At 63.4% G+C, this 20,455-nt stretch carries 16 protein-coding genes and 1 pseudogene; 5 read left to right on the forward strand and 12 right to left on the reverse strand.

Annotated features, from left to right (window positions below):
- Positions 1-154: 154 nt before the first annotated feature.
- The 5 genes and pseudogenes from F3Y30_RS00290 to F3Y30_RS00310 all read right to left on the reverse strand — a co-directional run bounded on the left by F3Y30_RS00290 (position 155) and on the right by F3Y30_RS00310 (position 5,100).
- Positions 155-1,855: a methyl-accepting chemotaxis protein gene (locus tag F3Y30_RS00290; RefSeq protein ID WP_203424619.1), complete on the reverse strand. Its 1,701-nt coding sequence runs from the start codon at positions 1,853-1,855 to the stop codon at positions 155-157.
- Positions 1,856-1,870: 15 nt separating this feature from the next.
- Positions 1,871-2,386: a chemotaxis protein CheW gene (locus F3Y30_RS00295; RefSeq protein WP_203424620.1), complete on the reverse strand. Its 516-nt coding sequence runs from the start codon at positions 2,384-2,386 to the stop codon at positions 1,871-1,873.
- The gene (locus F3Y30_RS00300; RefSeq protein WP_203424621.1) at positions 2,383-4,410 is read right to left on the reverse strand and encodes a chemotaxis protein CheA; all 2,028 of its coding nucleotides are present in this window, start codon (positions 4,408-4,410) and stop codon (positions 2,383-2,385) included. The genes F3Y30_RS00295 and F3Y30_RS00300 overlap by 4 nt, the downstream gene beginning before the upstream one ends.
- A pseudogene (locus F3Y30_RS00305) lies at positions 4,407-4,774 on the reverse strand (response regulator). Before F3Y30_RS00305 ends, F3Y30_RS00300 begins: the two are co-directional and overlap by 4 nt.
- Positions 4,771-5,100, reverse strand: coding sequence for a hypothetical protein (locus F3Y30_RS00310; protein WP_203424622.1), 330 nt, complete (start codon positions 5,098-5,100; stop codon positions 4,771-4,773). Before F3Y30_RS00310 ends, F3Y30_RS00305 begins: the two are co-directional and overlap by 4 nt.
- Before the next feature lie 390 nt (positions 5,101-5,490).
- On the opposite strand from F3Y30_RS00310, the gene F3Y30_RS00315 reads away from it, so the two are divergent.
- Positions 5,491-7,230 (forward strand): chemotaxis protein, encoded by a 1,740-nt coding sequence (locus F3Y30_RS00315; RefSeq protein ID WP_203424623.1) that lies wholly within the window; start codon positions 5,491-5,493, stop codon positions 7,228-7,230.
- Positions 7,231-7,259: 29 nt separating this feature from the next.
- Here F3Y30_RS00315 and F3Y30_RS00320 read toward each other — a convergent pair whose 3' ends face one another.
- From F3Y30_RS00320 to F3Y30_RS00335, 4 genes are all read right to left on the reverse strand, one after another.
- Entirely contained in the window at positions 7,260-8,003 is a 744-nt protein-coding gene (locus F3Y30_RS00320; protein ID WP_203424624.1) for an ABC transporter permease, read from the reverse strand.
- Complete coding sequence (locus F3Y30_RS00325) at positions 8,000-8,938, reverse strand: ABC transporter ATP-binding protein (RefSeq protein ID WP_203424625.1); 939 nt, start codon at positions 8,936-8,938, stop codon at positions 8,000-8,002. Before F3Y30_RS00325 ends, F3Y30_RS00320 begins: the two co-directional genes overlap by 4 nt.
- A complete protein-coding gene (locus F3Y30_RS00330; RefSeq protein ID WP_203424626.1) occupies positions 8,935-10,092 on the reverse strand; it encodes an ABC transporter permease in 1,158 nt (385 codons plus the stop codon). Before F3Y30_RS00330 ends, F3Y30_RS00325 begins: the two co-directional genes overlap by 4 nt.
- Before the next feature lie 70 nt (positions 10,093-10,162).
- Entirely contained in the window at positions 10,163-11,074 is a 912-nt protein-coding gene (locus F3Y30_RS00335; protein WP_203424627.1) for an ABC transporter substrate-binding protein, read from the reverse strand.
- 335 nt (positions 11,075-11,409) lie between these two features.
- On the opposite strand from F3Y30_RS00335, the gene F3Y30_RS00340 reads away from it, so the two are divergent.
- A complete protein-coding gene (locus F3Y30_RS00340) occupies positions 11,410-11,874 on the forward strand; it encodes a DUF4126 domain-containing protein (RefSeq protein ID WP_203424628.1) in 465 nt (154 codons plus the stop codon).
- Positions 11,871-13,235 (forward strand): FAD-containing oxidoreductase, encoded by a 1,365-nt coding sequence (locus F3Y30_RS00345; protein ID WP_203424629.1) that lies wholly within the window; start codon positions 11,871-11,873, stop codon positions 13,233-13,235. Before F3Y30_RS00340 ends, F3Y30_RS00345 begins: the two co-directional genes overlap by 4 nt.
- Before the next feature lie 212 nt (positions 13,236-13,447).
- Here the strand turns inward: F3Y30_RS00345 and F3Y30_RS00350 are convergent, their stop codons facing one another.
- Together F3Y30_RS00350 and F3Y30_RS00355 are read right to left on the reverse strand one after the other, a co-directional pair.
- Positions 13,448-15,250: an NAD(P)/FAD-dependent oxidoreductase gene (locus F3Y30_RS00350; RefSeq protein WP_203424630.1), complete on the reverse strand. Its 1,803-nt coding sequence runs from the start codon at positions 15,248-15,250 to the stop codon at positions 13,448-13,450.
- Positions 15,251-15,531: 281 nt separating this feature from the next.
- A complete protein-coding gene (locus tag F3Y30_RS00355) occupies positions 15,532-17,418 on the reverse strand; it encodes a sigma-54-dependent Fis family transcriptional regulator (protein ID WP_203424631.1) in 1,887 nt (628 codons plus the stop codon).
- A gap of 152 nt (positions 17,419-17,570) precedes the next feature.
- Between F3Y30_RS00355 and F3Y30_RS00360 the strand changes: the two genes are divergently transcribed.
- Together F3Y30_RS00360 and F3Y30_RS00365 are read left to right on the forward strand one after the other, a co-directional pair.
- Positions 17,571-18,596 (forward strand): hydroxyacid dehydrogenase, encoded by a 1,026-nt coding sequence (locus F3Y30_RS00360; protein ID WP_203424632.1) that lies wholly within the window; start codon positions 17,571-17,573, stop codon positions 18,594-18,596.
- A gap of 303 nt (positions 18,597-18,899) precedes the next feature.
- A complete protein-coding gene (locus F3Y30_RS00365) occupies positions 18,900-19,559 on the forward strand; it encodes a peroxiredoxin (RefSeq protein ID WP_203424633.1) in 660 nt (219 codons plus the stop codon).
- Positions 19,560-19,670: 111 nt separating this feature from the next.
- On the opposite strand, the gene F3Y30_RS00370 is transcribed toward F3Y30_RS00365, so the two are convergent.
- Entirely contained in the window at positions 19,671-20,297 is a 627-nt protein-coding gene (locus F3Y30_RS00370) for a TetR/AcrR family transcriptional regulator (protein ID WP_203424634.1), read from the reverse strand.
- Between the last annotated feature and the right edge of the window lie 158 nt (positions 20,298-20,455).

Here is a 20,455-nt window from a genome sequence, read left to right on the forward strand (position 1 = left end):
CGGACACGTTCGACGGCAACATCGCGGCGGTGTCCAAAATTGCGAGAAGACTGATACATTCACCCTTCTGTGAGCAGTTTTCGTTGCGGCTGGCGCCTGCTCACGCCAGCCGAATTGGTTGCGGGGCCCCGGGATGCGGCCCCGTCATTGCGCCTTAGGCGCTTTCCCTGAAATGCACGTCGTCGGCATCCGGGCCACCCATCGACATGTCCAGCGCGAAACCCTTGGCGCGCGCCTGCTGCGCGGCCACCGAGTGGTCCGGGCGGCGCTGCGGCTGGGGCCGTTTGGCCGGTGCGGCCGGAGCCGGCGCCCTTGCCGCCTGCGGAGCAGTCCTTTGCCCAGCCTGCTTGTCGCGCTTCGATGTATTGTCGACGCGGAAGAAGGAGATGGAGGCCTGGAGTTCCTCGGCCTGTGCGGCGAGTTCTTCCGACGTGCCGGACATTTCCTCGGACGAGCCGGCATTGACCTGGGTCACCTTGTCGAGCTGCTGGATCGCCTCGTTGATCTGCGATGCGCCGATGTCCTGCTCGCGGCAGGCGGCCGAGATCTCGGAGACCAGCTCGGCGGTCTTGCGGATGTCCGGAACCAGCCGGTTCAGCATCTCGCCGGCTTCGGTCGCGACGGTTACGGTTTCACCCGACAGAGCGCTGATTTCCGATGCGGCGGCCTGGCTGCGTTCGGCAAGCTTGCGCACTTCCGAAGCCACGACCGCGAAGCCCTTGCCATGCTCGCCGGCACGCGCTGCCTCGACAGCGGCGTTGAGGGCGAGAAGGTCGGTCTGGCGGGCGATTTCCTGAACGATCGAGATCTTCTCGGCGATCGTGCGCATGGCGCCGACGGCACGGCCGACGGCCTCGCCGCTGGCTTCGGCATCCTTGGCGGACTGGCGGGCGATCTTCTCGGTCTGGGCGGCGTTGTCGGCATTCTGCTTGATGTTCGACGCCATCTCTTCCATCGAGGCGGAGGCCTCTTCGGCGGACGACGCCTGCTCGGTCGCACCCTGCGACAGCTGCTCGGAGCTCGCGGAAAGTTCCTGGCTGCCGGCCGAAACGTTGTCGGCGGCCGAGAGAGCGTCTCCGACGACACCGCGCAGACGTTCGATCATCGTGTTTACGTGCAACAGCAGTTCGCCGATCTCGTCCTTGTTGGTGATCTCGGCAAAGTTGGTGAGATCGCCGTCCGCAACGTTCTGGACAGCCGTCGTGGCTCGACGAAGACCGCGGTTGATGGTGAGAACGATCCAGGTAGCGGCTGCAACGGCAATAAGCAGGGCCACTGCCGCAACGCCGATCATGATCGAACGGGTCGCCGCATACTGCGCTTCCGCGGATTCGTCGGCCTCGGTCAGGCGGCCATCTTCGAGCTTGACGACTTCGTCGAGCAACGTGTCGATCTCGCCGGTAACCTTTCGCGCATCGCCCGTGGAGACGCGCACAGCACCCGCATTGTCGCCGGCCAGGACCAGCGAGCGGACACGATCGTCCTGCTTGCGGAATTCCGCGGTGAGACCGGCCAGCTTGTTCCAGTAAGCCTTGCCTGCTTCCGTGGAGATTGCCTGGATTGCGTTGAAATCTTCATCATAGCTAGCCCGGGCGGCATCGCTCGTCTCGATGTACTTGTTAGCCTCGGCAGGGCTCGTCGCCGCCAGCATGTTCTTCTGTTGGCGGATCTGCTGGAGCTGCATGATGTTCAATTGCTGCGTCCACTTGAGACGTGCCGCCGGGCCGGCGAGCACGTCACCGAGCGTCGTATTCAGTCCACCGAGACTGTAGATCCCGTAGATCGCTGTTCCCAGCAACATGGACACGATGAGGCCAAAGGCCACGAAAAGCTTTAGCTTGATTGAAAGGCGCATGGTGTTCTCCTCCCCCTAGTTCGAAGGGGCGGTTTGCGAGCGATCGCGTTGCGACGAAAAAATGGCTTTGAGGTTCGGTAGGATAATGAACTCGCCCCCGCGCTTGACGAGGCAATTGATGTAGTCGGCCCGCCAGCGCATGCCGACGCTCGGTGGCGCCTCGCTGGCAACCCTTGGAAGTGAAGTGACCTCGTAGACCTTGTCGGTGCGGATGCCGATCAGCGTCTCCTCGCCGTCCAGATCCATCTCGATGACGACGATGCGGCTGTCGATCGTGGTCTTGGTCGCCTCCATGCCGAAGGCCAGGCGAATATCCGCGAGCGGTATGACCTTGCCGCGGAAGTTGATCACGCTCGCAACGAAGGGCTTGCTGCCCGGGACGTGCGTTTCCGGCAGGAGATCCAGTATTTCCTGCACGAATTTCGCCTCGATGGCGAAGGTCTCGCCGTTGAGGTTGAAGGTGAGTACGGAGAGCTCGTCCTCTCCGTTCCAGAGGTTTTCGACGTCGTGTCTGCGAATTGCCGTGTTCATCCCGCTGCCCGCAACTGCGCCTCCTGCTGTTGTCCCACGGCCACGAGGTGCGCGACATCGAGGATCAGGGCCACTCCCCCGTCACCGAGAATGGTGGCGCCGGAGAAGGTCACCACGTCGTGATGCAGCTTGGACATGGATTTGATGACTGTCTGGTGGTCGCCGATGATCTGGTCGACGACGAGGCCCACGCGCTCGTCTCCCGTCGAGATGACGACGACCTTCTGATGCGGATCGGGTGGCGTTCCCGTGTCGAAGAGCTCGCGGAGCCTCAGGAACGGAACCAGTGCATCCCGGAGCGAGATGAAGCTGCGGCCGCGCGAACGCAGATCCTGTTCGAGCGAAAGTTCGAGGCACTCCTCCACCGCCGAAAGCGGAATGACGTAGCATCCGCCGCCGACGCGCACGAGCAGGCCGTCGATGATGGCGAGCGTCAGCGGAATGCGCAGCGAGATCTCGGATCCTTCGCCGGGCCGGCTGACGACGTCGATCGCGCCGCGTAGCGCCTCGACGGTCTTCTTGACGACATCCATGCCGACGCCGCGCCCGGAGAGATTGGTGATCTGCTGAGCGGTCGAGAAGCCGGGCTGGAAGATGAGTTGCAGCAGCTCCTGGTCGCTGAGCGTGGCGCCGGGCTGGATTATCCCGGAAGACTCCGCCTTCGCCCTCACCCTCTCGCGGTTGATGCCTCGGCCGTCGTCCTTGATCGTGATGACGACCTCGCCGCCGGTCTGCCGGGCGGAGAGCAGCACCTGCCCGACCGGGGACTTGCCGGCCGCGACGCGTTCATCCGGCTGCTCGAGCCCGTGGTCGATGGAGTTGCGCACGAGATGCACCAGCGGGTCGGCCAGCCGGTCGATGACCGTCTTGTCGACCTCGGTCGTCTCGCCTTCGGTGATCAGCTCGATCTCCTTGCCGGTCTCGCGCGACAGATCGTGCACGAGGCGACGGAAGCGGCTGAAGAGGCTTGCGACGGGCATCATGCGCAACACCATCATCGTGTCGCGCAGCTCGCCGGAGAGCCGCTCGATTTCTTCGGATACCGAGCGCAGTCCGAGATCGGCAGCGGTTCCCGCCAGCTGCGTGAGGCGCGACTGCGCGATCACCAGCTCGCCGACGCGGTCCATCATCTCGTCGAGCCGCTCGGCCGGAACGCGGACGTTCTCCGCGGCCTTGTTGTTGTTATTGCTGTTGCTGGTTTTCGGATCGCTCTGGGGCGCCGGAGCCTCGCGCTCCTGGGCAACCGCGGGCACGGGCGCGCTTGCGGTGGTAGCGGGCTTCGTCTCCTCGGCCGGCGTGACGGACGCCGCGTTGACCTCGGAAATCTCGAGCTGCATCTCGTCCATGACGAAGATGAACACGTCCTCGATATCGGAGCGCGGCTTCTCAGTCGTCAACGTGACATCCCACGCGAGATGGATGTCGGTCGGGTTGAGCATGTCGAAGGAGGGAACAGCGGAAGTATCTGCAACGATCCGGCAATCGCCGAGGTCGCGCATCTCGTCGAGCAGCCCGAGCGGATTGGTTCCGTTCGCCATCGAATTCGCGGGCAGGCTGAAGCGGATCTGCCAGGTTTTGGCACCACCGGCCTTTGGCTTTTCCTCGCTTTTCACGGGCGCGGCCGCCACGGGGGCGGCAGCGACCGGTGCCCCGCCATTGACGGCGCTGTGAAGGGCGGAAAGCAGGGCGGCGCTCCGGGCATCGTGATCGCCGTTCGGCGTCTCCAGGAGCGCTCGCATGTGGTCCTGTGCCGCAAGAACCGCCGAAACGAGCTGTTGCGTGGCGGGGACGTCACCTTTGCGCACGCGGTCGAAGGCTGTCTCGCAGTGATGGGTGAAGGCCGCGAGCGCGTCGAAACCGAACATCGCCCCCGATCCCTTCAGCGTGTGAAGGCCGCGGAAGACCGCGTCGATCTGGTCCTTGTCGTCCAGGGAGTGCGTAAGATCGAGCAGACCTGTCTCGATCTGCTCCAGAAGCTCTGCTGCTTCGGTCCGGAAGACCGAGATTGGGTCCGGATTGCTCATCTGCCGAGAACCTTGCGCACGACCTTGACGAGGTTCTCGGGTCGAAGGGTTTGGTCAACCAACCCGTCGCGCCTGCCGCCTTGGCCTGCGCCTTGAGTTCGCCATCCGATTCCGTGGTGAGGAAGATGACGGGAACGCCCATGTGCGCCGGAAGCTTGCGCAGCTCCCGGATCATCGTCAGCCCGTCCATGTTCGGCATGTTGAGGTCGGTGACGACCAGGTCGAACTGTCCCGCCTTCAACTTGGAAAGCCCATCCATGCCGTCGACGGCCTCGGTCACGTCATAGCTCGCATTGGTGAGCGTCACGCGGGTGGTCAGACGGATGCTGGCGGAATCGTCAACGGTCAAGATCTTGGCGGTCATTGTGCTGTCTCCTGATGCAGCCAGAATTTCGAGGCGTCGGGAGAGATGCTGTCGAGGAAACCGCCTCGCCTCAGAACGTCCAGCAGGGAACCGGAGGCAGGTTTGGCTAAATTCAGCGTCTTCCCCCGAAGTTGTGAATAGGTACGCGCCGCTTCCAATAGCTGCACGAAACTGAGATCGACTTGCGTATCGTCTTCAAATTCCAGCGATATCGCGTTGTTTTCGTCGATTTGTGAAAGAATATTCGCCTTCACGTCAAGTATAGAACGGATTGTAAGGGTCGCCGGCAACTTGAAGCTGGCGACACTTCTATTATCTAACTGCATTTCCGCCTCGGGAGCATTCGATAGACGCGTAAATTCGCGGGAAAAACTTCTCAAGTCACACTTAATGAATTGTGAACAACACTCGGAATCATCCAGCTTTATTAAACTTCGTCAAAAAGACATGCAAAACTCACCCAACGTAAGGAAGGCGCACTATCTATCTGATTTTATGTCATAAAATCTGACGCATCCAATATGTCTAATATTATTTCTCACTCACGAGAACTGAGGAGCACATTTCCGCCTCTCTTCCGCCGCTTTTGTCGCTCGGCAGGGTCGCAACCAGCCTCGAATCGCTCCCAGCGGAAGGCAGATGGGGAGCCCATTTACGAGACGTTTCCTTGTTGCTTTTAGATCTGTCCGGGTTGTGGCTTGCATACGGGGAAAATCGTGGCTGGGAGAACCAATCTTGCACAGGTCCGGGTTCGTTCGGACGAAACGGAACTGGCGCTGCGCCTGGAAGGCGCGAGGTCGCAGATCGAGCAGCGTTTCCTCGATGGCGGCGGCATCCTTCTGTCGGTGCTCGACATTCTGAACAACCTCCTCTCCGCGCTCGACAATCTCGCCGGATCCCTCGACAAGGAAACGGCGGAAGCGACCGTGTCCCAGCTTGCCGAGACGGTCGCCCAGCTATCGGCGCTGCCCGAGCTCGAAAGCAAACGGCAGCTGCGTCTTGCAAGTGTCGCCGAAACCGAGAAATCGCTCGGCGTTCATGTGGCGGACATGCAGGAGACCCTGCGCTATCTGCGCACCTTCGCGATCACCGCCAAGATCACCGGCGCCGGCATCCAGGACTTCTCGAGCTTCGCCGAGGAGATCCTCGAGCGCATCCAGTTCGGGACCGCGCAGGTCGATCAACTCTCCGAAAAGATTACCGTTCTCGGCAGCACGCTTTCCGTCGCCTCCAGCCGTGGCGGCGAAACCCTCGACGGTTACCAGCAATCGGTTCCGGCCATCGTCGAAAGCCTCTCGCGCAACGTTCGCGACCTGATGGCCCACCGGATGCATCTTTCAGACGTTGCGGAGAAGGTGAAGGTCGTCGCGCGCAAGGTGCAGAACAAGGTCGGCATCACGCTGTCCGCCATGCAGATCGGCGATATCACCCGCCAGCGGATCGAGCATTGCCAATCCGCGTTCGACCTGCTCGCAGAATATCTCGGCTCGCCGGATGGCCAGGCACTCTCCTATGCGGACCGCGAACGCCTCACGCAGGCCGTCCGCCATCTTGTCTTCCAGCAGCTCACACAGATCGCCGCCGACTTCGACAGGGAATGCACGACGGTCGTCGGCACCATTGTCGGCTTCAACTCAGAGATATCAGGGCTGCTTTCGCTTCAGGCCGACATGCAGCCGAAGAACGGGCAGGCAACCGATGCCGCCCTGCGCGTTCTGGAAACCGATATCGGCGCTGCCCGCGGGATCGTCCGCGACATCGAGAAGGCAGCCACCGCCTCGAACGAGTTGAGTCTTGCCACGATCGCCACCGTGCGCGAGCTGCTCAAGGGCATCGAGACGATCAAGCTCGTGCGGACCGACATCCAGTACATGGCGCTGAACACGAACCTGCGCTGCAGCAAGCTCGGCGAGGAGGGTCGCGCCATCAATGTGGTGACGGCCGAATTGCGCGCCTTTTCATCCAGGCTCGACGAGACCGCACAAGGAATCCTCGAGGAACTCCAGGGACTGGAGGCCGATGTCGCCAAGCTCGGGGAGACGCGCACGGACAATCCCCCCGGAGACACGCTCGACAACAGGCTCGAGCTCGCTCTTACCAGCATAAGCGGCGTCGGCAGCAAGATGGAGGACGACATGGCACGCCTCAATGCCTGTAGCCAGGATGTCGCGACCAAGGTGACGGCATCCATGGCGAAGCTCGACTACAAGGCCGAGCTCGGCGATGTGCTTTCCGGCTGCGCCGCGGAGGCCGCGGAACTGGCCGGCCCCACCCTGCCGTCCCTCGACGGCCTGGATGCACCGCTTGCGGAAGTCGGCGGCAAGATCGCCAAGGTCTACACGATGGTCTCCGAACGGGAGATCCATGCGCGCATATTCGGAACGACCGTCAGCGCGGAACCGTCGCCGAGCGCGGCACAATCGGACGATGAGCTGTTCGACGACGCCCTGTTCTAAAGCGACGTCCCCAGGTCTTGGAACGCTGCTCAGGCCATGCCGGTCCGGCGCGCGAGATGACGCTCGAGCGCCGAGAGCCCGTCATAGATGAGGACGGCCAGCATCGCCACGATCAGCCCTCCCTGGAGGACGAAGGCGAGGTTATTGGATTGCAGGCCGGCGATGATCACCTCGCCAAGCGTCTTGGCCGCCACCGTCGATCCGATGGTCGCCGTCGCGAGGCTGATGACGGCGGATAGCCTGATACCGGCGAGCACCACGGGCAGCGCCAGCGGCAATTCCACCTTGGAAAGCCGCTGCCAGCCGGTCATGCCCGTCCCACGCGCCGCCTCCATGACGGCGGGAGGAAGCGTGGTCAATCCGGTCATGGAATTCTCGAAGATCGGCAGCAGGCCGTACAGGAACAGCGCGATGAGCGTGGGCTTCTCACCGAAACCCACGGCGGGCACGGCGAGCGCGAGCACGGCGACCGGCGGGAAGGTCTGGCCGATGTTGACGATGCTCCGCGACAGCGGAAGGAACTCGGCGCCGAACGGCCGCGTGACCAGAATGGCAAGCGTCAGAGCCACCACCGTCGCCGCCGCGGTTGCGATGAACACCGTACCGAGATGCGAGAGCGTCAACGAAAGAAGGCTCCCCTGATTGTAGATCGCGGGCGCGTTTTGCTGCACCAGCGGCTTCAGCAGCGGTTCGAAAAGCGCAGGCTGCAAGAGAAACGCGACGAGTATCGCGATCACCGCGAGCCGGGCGAGATTGGCAATCCACCGCGTCATTTCGCCTGCGCCGCCCGTCTGGCCAGCCCCTCGAGCGTCACGCGCCCCAGGATCGCGCCATCGCTCGCCGCAACGGGCAGGGCATCGCTGCCGGTCCAGAGCAGCCTGGAAAGAGCGTCCCGCTGGCTCAGCGTGTCGGGTATCGGCTCGCCATCCGCATTGCCCGGCTCGACGGCGGCACCGGCCGTCTCGATGGAGAGGAGCCGGAAAGGCCGCTCGCTGGCACCGATCAGCGATTCCACGAAGGGCGTTGCCGGAGCGACCAGCATATCGGACGGGCGCGCATATTGCAGAACCTCGCCCGCATCCATCACGGCAATCTTGTCCGCCAGGTGAAACGCCTCGTCCATGTCATGGGTGACGAGAACGATTGTCGTACCGAAGTGCTTCTGGATCGCCAGCAGGTCGCCCTGCGCCTTACTGCGGATGATCGGGTCAAGAGCCCCGAACGGCTCGTCCATCAGCAGCACATTCGGTTCGGCCGCAAGCGCGCGGGCCACGCCGACACGCTGTTGCTGGCCGCCCGAAAGCTCGTGCGGATAGCGCGGGCCGAAGGTCTCGGGCTCGAGCTGGAAAAGCGTCAGAAGCTCGGCGACCTTCGCGTCGGTCCTTGCCCTGTCCCAGCCAAGCAGGACGGGAACCGTCGCGATGTTCTCGGCGACCGTGCGATGCGGGAAAAGACCATGGCCCTGTATCGCGTATCCGATCCGCCGGCGCAGTTCGTGCCCGGGTATCGAGCGGTTGTCCACTCCGTCGAGGCGGATGCTGCCGGAGGTCGCCTCGACGAGCCGGTTGATCATGCGCAGCAGCGTCGTCTTGCCGGAACCGGACGTCCCGACAACAACCGTCACCGTGTGCGGCTCGATCGTCAGCGACACGTTCTTGACCACGGGCGTGTCTTCGTAGCGCTTGGTAACGTTCTCGATCTCTATCATTCAACCCGTCCGTAATTGGCCGTCAGGTCTGTCATCGCGTCGAGACAGATGGCCGCCGCAAATGCGAGCGCGACCGTAGGCACCGCTCCGAGCAGCACCAGATCCATCGCGGTCTGACCGATTCCCTGGAATACGAAGACGCCGAAGCCGCCGCCGCCGATAAGCGCCGCGATGGTGGCAAGTCCGATGTTCTGCACGAGCACGATTCGCACGCCAGTGAGAATGACCGGAAGGGCGAGCGGGAGCTCCACCCCGACGAGCCTCTGCCAGTCGGTCATGCCGATGCCGCGCGCCGCCTCGTTCGCCTCGCGCGGCACGCCGGCGAGACCGACGACGGTATTGGCCACCATAGGCAGCAGAGAATAGAGGAAGAGCGCCACGAATGCCGGGGCGACGCCGATGCCTCGAATGCCGATCGCCGCGGCACCGGGCACATGGACGGAGATCCAGCCGAGCGGTGCGATCAGGAGGCCGAAGAGAGCGATCGAGGGGATTGTCTGGATGATGTTGAGCACGTTGAGGACGCCTGCGCGCAGATGCGGGATGCGGTGGCACAGGATGCCGAGCGGCAATCCGACCACGGCGGCGGCCGCCAGGGATCCGATCGCCAGGACCACATGGCGACGGGCCTCGTTCCAGAATGTGTCGGCGCGGCTGCCGTACTCCTTCATGATCGAGAGGCCGTCCCACATCCCGAGCTTCAGGATGACGACGACGGCAGCGGCGGCGGCGGCGAGCAGGGCCACGCGAAAGAACGGACGGGGCTTCAGCCGCGCGATCGCGTCGGTTGTCAGCAGGCTCAATGCAAAGACCAGCAACCAGAACCCGGAGGCCGGCGCGACGCGGGCATAGGCGTTGTCCGGCGGTGTCAGGAAGCGTGCGCTGAAGCCGATCGCTGCCGCCAGCGCCAGCAGCCCGCCAAGGCTCGCCACGAGCCGGATTGTAACCGGCGTCCGTGCAAGCGCGAGGAGCGCCACGACGAGGAGGAGTGCGACAAGCGCAACGCCGGATCCGGCAGGCAGGGCCGCAAGGATAGACTTTGCCTCGCCGGGCACGATCCGGTTCGCGCGGGAGGTGGCGAAGGGCGCGACGGAGACAGCATAGCCGATGAGCGCCGCGACGATGACACCAAGCTTGTCGATTTGGGCGGCCATGCACGATCCGGCGTTCTGACGCGATGAATATCGACGCGGCCGTCCCGCAAGGACCGGCCGCGGGCTGTCGCTACTTCAGGAACCCGTTCTTCTTCAGGAAGTCCTCTGCAACCGCCTTGGCCGGTTCCCCGCCAACCTGGACGCGGCCGTTCAGCTCCTGCAAGGTGACAAGATCGAGCTTCTCGAATACGGGCTTCAGCAGGGTCTCTATCTCAGGATGGGCCTTCAGCACGTCCTCGCGGATCACGGGCGTCGGCTGATAGACGGGCTGCACCGCCTTGTCATCCTCGAGCACGACGAGCCCCGAGGGGGCAATGCCGCCGTCAGTGCCATAGACCATCGCCGCGTTCGCGCCGTTCGTCTGGTTTGCGGCAGCGGAGATCGTGGCCGCCGTATCGCCACCCGAGAGCGTGATCAGCTGATCCGGCTTCAACGTGAAGGCATAGGTCGTCTGGAACGCAGGCAGCGCCGCGGCGGAATTCACGAACTCGGACGACGCCGCGAGCACGACCTTGCCGCCGCCGGAGACGTACTTTCCGAAGTCCGTAAGGGTCGCGAGCTTGTTGGCATCGGCAACATCCTTCCGCAGCGCGATCGCCCAGGTATTGTTGGCCGGCGACGGTGTCAGCCAGACAATCTTGTTGGCGTCGTAGTCCAGCTTCTTGGCGGCTTCATAGCCCTTGGCCGCGTCCTTCCACGACGGGTCATCAGCCTTTTCGAAGAAGAAGGCGGCGTTGCCGGTATACTCCGGATAGATATCGATCTCGCCAGCCATGATCGCCTTGCGAACGACCGGGGTCGCGCCGAGCTGAACGCGATCAGTTGTCGTGACGCCGTTCGCGTTGAGAACCGCCAGGATGATGTTGCCGAGGACACCCCCTTCGGTGTCGATCTTTGAAGACACCACCACCTGGGCCTGGGCCGCCGATGCGGCAAGGGTCAATGCCAGGGCGGCACCAAGGAACGTTCGTGAGATGCGCATGGGACAGACCTTCCGTTACTGACAACGACGTCCATTCACGTATCGTGCTTCCTGCAGGCACGGCTTCCTTATATGGCACACATACCGCAATAGGGAAGTGCGGCGCGACCTTTGCGCGAAATTCACACGCCATCCGCAGCAGTATTCGCGTTCCAGCTGCGAGCGAAACGCTCCCGTGCCCTGAAAATCCATTGCAATTCTCGATCGCCTCGCACACTCTCCACGCGACCCGGTCTGTATTTAGAGAATTTGTCGATCATCGTGGTGGCGGAATTCTTGCCTGGGGTCCGCAAGACGTAATCGGTTCCGCACCGCAATTTTCTGGGGGAACAGAATTGATTTACGTTTTAGCACTTCTCATCGGAGTCGTTGCCGGCCTGCGGGCGATGACCGCACCGGCTGCCGTCAGCATCGCGGCTGCGGCCGGGTGGCTGCCCGTTGCAAACACCTGGGCAGCATTCCTCGCCTTTCGCTTCACGCCCTATATTTTCGGTCTTCTTGCGATCGTTGAATTCATCACCGACCAGTTGCCCAGCACGCCGAGCCGCAAGGTGCCGCAACAATTCGGCGCGCGCCTTTTCAGCGGCGCCTTCTGCGGCGCCGTCATCGGCACCGCCGGCGGTACGCTTTTCGGCGGGCTCGTGGCAGGCATCGTTGGCGCCGTCATCGGCACGCTCGGCGGATACGAGGCACGCAAGCGGCTGGTCGCCGCCATCGGCGGCAAGGACCTTCCGATCGCCCTCCTCGAGGACGCCGTGGCCGTTCTCCTCGCGCTCTGGGTGGTGTCCTCGGTCCAATGAGCAGGCACTTCGACGCGATCATCATCGGGGCCGGCCAGGCTGGTCCCTCGCTTGCCGGGCGCCTCACGGCGGCCGGCCGCAGCGTTGCCATCATCGAGCGCAAGCTGATCGGCGGAACCTGCGTCAACACCGGGTGCATGCCGACGAAAGCCATGGTGGCCAGCGCCTATGCCGCGCATCTCGCCCGGCGGGGCGCCGACTACGGCGTTTCGGCGGGCACGGTCTCGATCGACTTCCCGAAGGTCATGGCCCGCAAGGACAAGGTGCGGTTCGACGCCCGCGCGGGCAACGAAAGCTGGCTGGCCGGGATGGCGAACTGCACCGTCATCCGAGGCCACGCGCGCTTTGTCGGGCCGAAGGAGGTTGAGGTCGGCGACGAACGGCTCTCCGCCGACCAGATATTCCTGAACACCGGCGGACGCGCTGTCATCCCCGACATGCCGGGGATCGACGCCGTGCCCTATCTCACCAACACGTCGATGATGGACCTTGCGGACCTCCCGCGGCATCTCCTCATTGTCGGCGGCAGCTACATCGCGCTGGAATTCGCGCAGATGTTCCGCCGTTACGGTTCGGACGTGACGGTCATCGAAAGAGGCACCCGGCTCATTGCCCGGGAGGACCCGGACGTTTCGGATGCGGTACGCGAAATACTCGAGAAGGAAGGCATCGACGTCCGGCTCGGCGCGAACGACATCCGTTTCTCGCCGCAGGGTTCGGACATCGCCGTCCACCTTTCCGATGCCGCTCCCATCGTCGGCTCGCACCTCCTCGTCGCCACCGGGCGCCGGCCGAACACCGACGATCTCGGTCTAGACAAGGCAGGTATCGAGACGGACGTGCGCGGCTACATCGTCGTCGACGATGAACTCCGCACCAATGTCCCCGGCATCTGGGCGATGGGCGACTGCAACGGCCGCGGCGCCTTCACCCACACCGCCTACAACGACTTCGAGATCGTGGCCGCCAACCTGCTCGACAATGACAGCCGCCGCGTGTCGGACCGGATCACCACCTACGCCCTCTACACCGACCCACCGCTCGGTCGCGCCGGAATGACCGAGACCGAGGCACGTAAATCCGGACGTAAGCTGCTTATCGGCCGGCGTCCGATGACGCGTGTCGGGCGGGCAGTCGAGAAGGGAGAAACCCAGGGCTTTATGAAGGTCATCGTGGACGCGGAGACCGGGGAGATCCTCGGCGCCTCAATCCTCGGCACCGGTGGGGACGAGGCCGTGCAGAGCATCCTCGACGTCATGTACGCCAAACGGCCCTACACGACGATAACGCGGGCGACGCACATCCACCCGACCGTGTCCGAACTGATACCGACCGTTTTCGGAGACCTGGCGCCAGCATAGGCGGCAGGTGACGATCCCGTCGCCTGCCCCGTCGACACGTCCGTGGATCGGGATGGGCGACAAACCCATTCAGGGACGGGCGAATCGACGGGACCGGAGTCTGCCCCCGCACGCAGCCTTGGGCGGACGCGCGGGGAGATTCCGGTTGTGTTTCCTTTTTCGCGATCCCGAGGGCGGTTCCCCGCTTTCGGGATCACGATGATCAGCGGCGATCAGGACAGGTGGTGCCGTTCCTGCAGATTGTAGACGGGGGTATCGATCCCGACCTGCCGCGCTTTTAGCTGCAGCGACAGGTACTGCGAGTAATGCCGGGACTGATGCAGGTTTCCGCCATGGAACCAGAGCGCTTCCTGTTGTGTCGGTTTCCACATGTTGCGCTGTTCACCCTCCCACGGACCGGGATCCTTCGGCGTGTCGGAGCCGAGCCCCCAGCATTTCCCGACCTTCTCGGCAACCTCCTTGGAGATCAGGTCGGCGGCCCAGCCGTTCATCGAGCCGTAGCCGGTGGCGTAGACGATGAGATCGGCGGGCAGTTCCGTTCCGTCCTTCAGGACCACCCCTTTCTCGTTGAGATGGCTGACGTCCGAGCCGGATTTCAGCTTGATGCTCCCGTCGATGATCAGGTCGCAGGCACCGACGTCGATGTAGTAACCCGATCCCCGCCGAAGGTACTTCATGAAGAGCCCGGATCCGTCGGCGCCCCAGTCGAGGTTGAACCCCGCCTTCTCGAGGTCGGCATAGAACTTGGCATCCTTCTCCCGCATCTTGTCATAGAGGGGGATCTGGAACTCGTGCATGATCCGGTAGGGAAGCGAGGCGAAGATCAGATCCGCCTTCCGGGTTGTCATGCCGTTGGCGACCGCCTGCTCGGAATAGAGCCCGCCGAGGCCGATATCCATGAGTGTGTCCGAGCGAACGATGTGCGTCGACGAACGCTGCACCATGGTGACGTCGGCGCCCCCTTCCCAGAGCGCCGCGCAGATGTCGTGCGCGGAATTGTTCGATCCGATCACCACCACCTTCTTGCCGCGGTATGCATCGGGGCCAGGATGCTTGGAGGAATGCTGCTGTTCGCCCTTGAAGACGTCCTGCCCCTCGAACTTGGGCACGTTTGCCTTGCCGGACATGCCGGTGGCGAGCACCAGCTGCTTCGGCCGCAGCACGACCTCCTCGCCATTCCGGTCGACCACCACGGTCCATTCCCGGGTCTTCTCGTCATAGCTTGCCGACTTGCAGGTGGTGGAGCTCCAGTAGTTGAGTTCCATGACCTTCGTGTACATTTCCAGCCAGTCGCCGATCTTGTCCTTGGGCGCGAAGACCGGCCAGTTTTCCGGGAACGGAATATAGGGCAGGTGATCGTACCAGACGGGATCATGCAGGCAGAGGGACTTGTAGCGCTTGCGCCAGCTGTCGCCGGGCCGCTCGTTCCTTTCGATGATGATGGTCGGCACACCGAGCTGGCGCAGGCGCGCGCCAAGAGCGATGCCGCCCTGCCCGCCTCCGACAATGACCACATAGGGCTGCGTCTCGTAGCCAAGTTGCGCCGCCTCCTGCTCGCGCTTCTCCTTCCAGGTCGTGCGGCCCCGGCCATGGCCGTGTTGGGCTCCTAGAGGCCGGAGCGTCCCCTTCGGCTCCTCGTGGCCCTTCAGCTCCGTCATCGTGGTCAGGAGCGTCCAGATCAGGCCGTTCTTGAGCCGTATGTGCCCACAGCCGCGTGCCACTTCGGTCTCGAATTCGAACCAGCCATCGGTGATGCCGTCGCTGCTGCTCGCCGGCTCCTTCTCGTCCTGGCGGAAGCCCGATGGCTTGATCGCTGCAAGCTGCTCCTTCAGCATGGCGCGGATCTGGTCCTGTCCCTCCATTGTCCGGATGTTCCATGTGAAGGTCACGAGATCGCGCCAGTAGCAGTCCGCCTGGAACAGGTTTACCGCGGCGTCGATGTCGCCTTCCTCCAGCGCTTTCCCGAGTTTGGCGAGCGCCGTGTCGATCCGCGTGTTGGGGCTGTCGTCAAGCATGTGATTTCCTCCGGTTTGCTTGTTGGCTGGACGCGGCGCGCCGCGGACTCCTCTTCCGCAAGCGCACCGGATCAGGTGCCGTACAACAGGAGAGCAAGGGGTGTGCCAGACCTCCTGCCTCGCTTAAGTGACTGAAATTCAAGCCTCTGATGGCAACGCGGCGACAGATGCGCGCAACGCCGTGCAACAGCTGTTGCAGCGACACTGTTGCACGAAACTGGGCATCGGACGGACGGAGCATCCGTGAAAAATTCCAAAGGGCAGAGACCGGGCAACGATCCTCAGTGGCGCTGGATGAGACCGTAGCGTTTGACCTGACGGTGGATTGTCGAACGATCGCAACCCATGCGCCGAGCTGCTTCCGAGACATTCCAGTCGCAGGATTTGAGCAGGGCTTCGAGCCGCGCTGCCGGACCTCGCCCGCTGCCTCCGATACCGGACGCGGCGATGGCTTCCGGCAGGTCCTCGGGCTCCACCACGCCGTCCTCGCAGAGCGCCGCCGCCACGGCGACGGCATTGTCCAGTTCGCGGATGTTGCCCGGCCAGTCATGGGCCTTGAGCGCGGCGAGCGACGCCTGCGAAATGTTCAGCCGGCGGTCGCCGTCACGGTATCTTTCGAGAATCTGCGCGAGAACCCAGTCGAAATCGGGCCTCTCGCGAAGCGGGGGCAGCGACAGTGTCGCAGCGTTTAGCCTGTAATAGAGATCCTCCCGGAACCGCCCCTCGCGCACAAGCGCCTGCAAGGGGCGGTGGGAGGCAGAGACGATGCGGATGCGGACGGGACGCGGCTCCGTGCCGCCCACCGGCAGCACTTCGTGTTCGGCGAGCACCCTCAGCAGGCGGCTCTGCAGCCCGAGCGGCATGTCCCCGATCTCGTCCAGGAACAGGGTCCCGCCGTCGGCCTCCTCGACCAGGCCCTTTCGGCCCTTCGGCGCGGCGCCCGTGAAGGCGCCGGGGACATAGCCGAACAGTTCGCTTTCGATGAGCTGCTCGGGGATCGCCGCGCAGTTGATGGCCACGAACCGCCCCTTGAGACCACTACCCTCGTGGATGGCGAGCGCAAGATGCTCCTTGCCCGTGCCGGTCTCGCCCTGGATGAGAACCGGCAATCGCGTGCGCGCGAGTTTCGCGGCCCTCGCCTGAAGCGCGACGATCTCGGGGGCCTCTCCGCCGATCCGTCGCAAGGGGGGCGGGATCTGTTCGCGCGTCATCGGCGCGCTGCGCGCGCGGACATGCGGCTCGATTGCATGGGCGAACAGCGCGTTGCCATCGCGGGCGAAGACGAGGCGATCCTGCGTCGGGCGGCGGCGCGTGAGATCCGGGAGCCCGTCTATGTCCAGGTCGAGGAACCGTGAGACCGGCTGGCCGATCAGCTTGCGGGTATCGCGCCAGTCGCCGCCGACCGCCCGCGCGAGAATCCGCGCGCCGCCATGCGTCATGCCGATCACCCGCCCCATGCCGTCGATCGAGACCGCCGCTTCAGGATCGACATCGAGAAATTCCGGCGACCGGGCGAACCTCAAGACCCACTCGTTGCGGGTCTGGGCCATGAGGTTGGCGAGCTCGATCCGCCTTGCGGTCGCAGTGACGAGGTGGAGCGCCAGGTTCTGGCTGGCCTTCAGGATGGGCGAGCTCAAGAGCGATATGTCCAGCACCGCCGAGAGGCGCCCGCCCGTGTCGTAGATCGGCGCGGCCGTACACGAAAGCGGCGTGTGCGTGTTGTCGAAATGATCGGTCTGGTGGATCGTCAGCGCCTCGCCCGCCTCGATGCAGGCACCCACCGCGCAGGTGCCGGCCCGTCCTTCCGACCATTCCGAACCGAGATAGAGACCGGCCTTCCTGAGGTTGTTGTCGAAAAGCGGATCGCCCAGGAATTCGACGGTGACGCCCTTGGCGTCCGAGAGCAGGAGCACGTAGTTCTGCCCCGCCACCTGCCGGAAGAGCTGTTCCAGCCCCGAACGGGCAATGGCGACCAGTTCCTCGGACTGCTGGCGATGCTCCTTCAGCTGCGTTTCGGGAACGATGAAGGCCTCGCAGGCCTGGGTCGGGTCGAGCCGATGTTGCTCCAGGCACCGCAGCCAGGATCGCACGACGGTATCGTCGCGCCCCGTCGAACGGCCCAGCGCCACGCTCTCGATCTCGCGTATGTGCTCGGAATGCGAAAACATGAAAAGCCACGACGCACCTCCCAGCACGCCGCCTTCCGTTCCTCCGCGGGCAGTTTGCGCATGAGGGATGCGATTGTAAACGCCCGCCCGAACGATTCCTCTTGCGGAAAGCCCCTTCGCGGTGAACTCTCGCATCAGCAAAGGGAGGTATCATGAGCCGCAATATCGTGCTGGTCGATCCGCTGCCGCGGACGCTCGAACTGATCATGACGCCGGAGGTCCGATCCCGTCTCGAGAAGCTCGGCGAGGTCGTCGTGTCCGAGGATCGCCAGATGCCCGACGAACTGGTCGATGAAATCCTGCCCGACACCGTCCTGATCTTCGGCCAGACGGCGATGCCGAAGGAAAGGCTGGACCGCGCGACGAAGCTCAAGGCGATCATCAACGTCGAGTCGAATTTCCTGCCGAACATCGACTACCAGGCCTGCGTCGAGCGCGGCATCTGGGTCATCACGCCCGCTTCCGCCTTCGCCTCGCCGGTCGCCGAGGCATCCCTTGCCATGGCGCTCGATCTCGCACGCGGCATCACCGTGGCCGACAGGGATTTTCGCGCCGGAACGGAGGAGTATGGCCTCGCGGCCAACAGGGATACGTTTCGCTTCGCGGGCGCAAACGTCGGGATCATCGGCTTCGGCGATCTCGGCAGACAGCTCCGCGAGCTCATCCGTCCGTTCAGGAACGAGGTCCGCGTCTACGATCCATGGCTGCCGAAGGAGATCATCGAGCGCCTCGATTGCAGGCCGGCGACGCTCGAGGAGACGCTGGCCGAGAGCCGGGTCGTCTTCGTCTTCGCAAGCGTCACCAGCGAGAACGAGGGCTTTATCGGCAGGCGCGAATTCGCACTGATGCAGCCTGGCTCGGCCTTCCTGCTGATGAGCCGGGCGGCGGTCGTGGACTTTCCGGCGATGCTTGACGCGGTAAGGTCGGGACATATCCGCGCCGCCACCGACGTGTTCCCGGAGGAGCCTGTCGCAGCCGACGACCCGGTGCGGCAGATCCCGGGTCTGCTTCTCTCCGCGCACCGGACCGGGGGCACGCGGGACGCCTTCTACGAACTCGGCGCGATGAGCGTTGCGGATGCCGAACTCATCATGAGGGGACTGCCGCCGCAGCTTTGCCGCAGGGCCGATCCGGCGACCGCCAGCCGGTTGCGATCGAAGCCCGTAGCCGTTTCGTGAACGGCCACGCCAGTGCGGATTCCCGGCGGTTTGGGCTAGCTCGCGCCGTGGATTTTGATTTTTTCGCAAGTCTTTGTGCCTAAACCAATTTCCACTTTTGCGAGAGGCACCCCGGACTAGTGGAATGCGAAGGGAAATGCCCGGCTTGCCTTCGAGGCGAGTTGGACAAAATTTTTCCTCCATAACGGGAAATTATGTTAATCGCGTTCGCTCGGCGCCGGCACATGATGGGTTTTCTTCTCGAATTGCCACACAGCTTTGGTATCCTTGCGCATCTCTCCATTCACCCCGAAAGGAACGACAATGAGCCTTCGCATCAACGAGACCGCTCCCGACTTCACAGCCGACACCACGCAGGGTTCTGTAACCTTCCACGAGTGGATCGGCGACAACTGGGCAGTGCTCTTTTCGCACCCCAAGAACTTCACGCCGGTCTGCACCACCGAGCTCGGCACGATGGCCGGACTGGAAGGAGAATTCCGCAAGCGCGGCGTCAAGATCATCGGCATCTCGGTCGATCCGGTAGAGAGCCACGGCAAGTGGAAGAACGACATCAAGGTCGCAACGGGTTTCGACGTCGAATACCCGCTGATCGGTGACCGGGACCTGAAGGTCGCGAAACTGTACGACATGCTTCCGGATGGCGCCGGCGACACGTCGGAAGGCCGGACGCCGGCGGACAACGCCACGGTACGCTCGGTCTACGTCATCGGCCCGGACAAGAAGATCAAGCTGATCCTCACATACCCGATGACGACGGGTCGCAACTTCGACGAGATCCTGCGCGCCATCGATTCGATCCAGCTGACGGCAAAGCATCAGGTCGCGACACCTGCGAACTGGAAGCAGGGAGAGGACGTGATCATCACTGCCGCGGTTTCGAATGAAGACGCTGTAAAGCGCTTCGGCTCGTTCGACACCGTCCTGCCCTATCTGCGCAAGACCAAGCAGCCGACCGCCTGAGGCGATCGCCATCTGCCTCCGGGTGCAAGAGCCCGGAGGCAACGCAGGACCCGCGCCTCGCTTGACGCGCAAGACGCGCCAGCGCCCGAAACGGGACAGCCGCAATGCAATCTAGCCGAGAGCCCGCTGCGGCGCCGTCAGCAGGTTGAGCACCAGCTCCCTCAGTTCCTTGATATCCTCGGCGATCCGGTTTTCGCCGCGGCTTTCGGCGGCATGGAAGATGCCGTCGAGATAGACGCCGATCATTCTTGACATCTTGGCGACGTCCACGTGCCGGTAGGTCTTGTCCTCGATGCCGCGGACGAGCGTCTCCTCGATTAGAACGCGCTCGTGCTCGTAGAATTGCGCCACCAGACTGTCCACCTCCGGATCACGCCTGTCGAGGGCGGCGTAGTCGGCCATGATCTTCACCATGCGCGTCACCGTCGGTGCGATGGTGGCCTGGATGTCGAGCCAGGCGCCGATTTCGCCGAGCGGATCATCGCGCAGACTGCCGCACGACGCCGCGTAGCCGGCCATGATCTGGTTGATCGAGTGAGCGAGAACGCTGCGGAACAGGTGATCCTTGTTCTCGAAGTAATGGTAGATCAGCCCAACATTGACCCCGCAGGCGACCGCGATCTCGCGCACCGTGACGATGCTGTAGTGGGACGTGCCAAAGAGGCCAAGCGCCGCATCCAGGATGAGTTCCGCCCTCTTCGCAGGATCGAGTCGCTGGCGCTGTGGTTTGGCATTCATGTCTTTTCCATACTCCTCGGCAGCTGATGCGGGCAGGGTCTCTTCCTCTTCAGCCGGTCATTTCTTCCCTGACGCACAGTCTTTCGCGAGCGGCAAATGATTTTCGTGTCACGATAATAGGCATCTTTCCGGAATTCCTGCCCAAAGTTTCGGCCATA

Source organism: Sinorhizobium sp. BG8 (assembly GCF_016864555.1).
In the GTDB taxonomy this organism is placed as follows: domain Bacteria; phylum Pseudomonadota; class Alphaproteobacteria; order Rhizobiales; family Rhizobiaceae; genus BG8.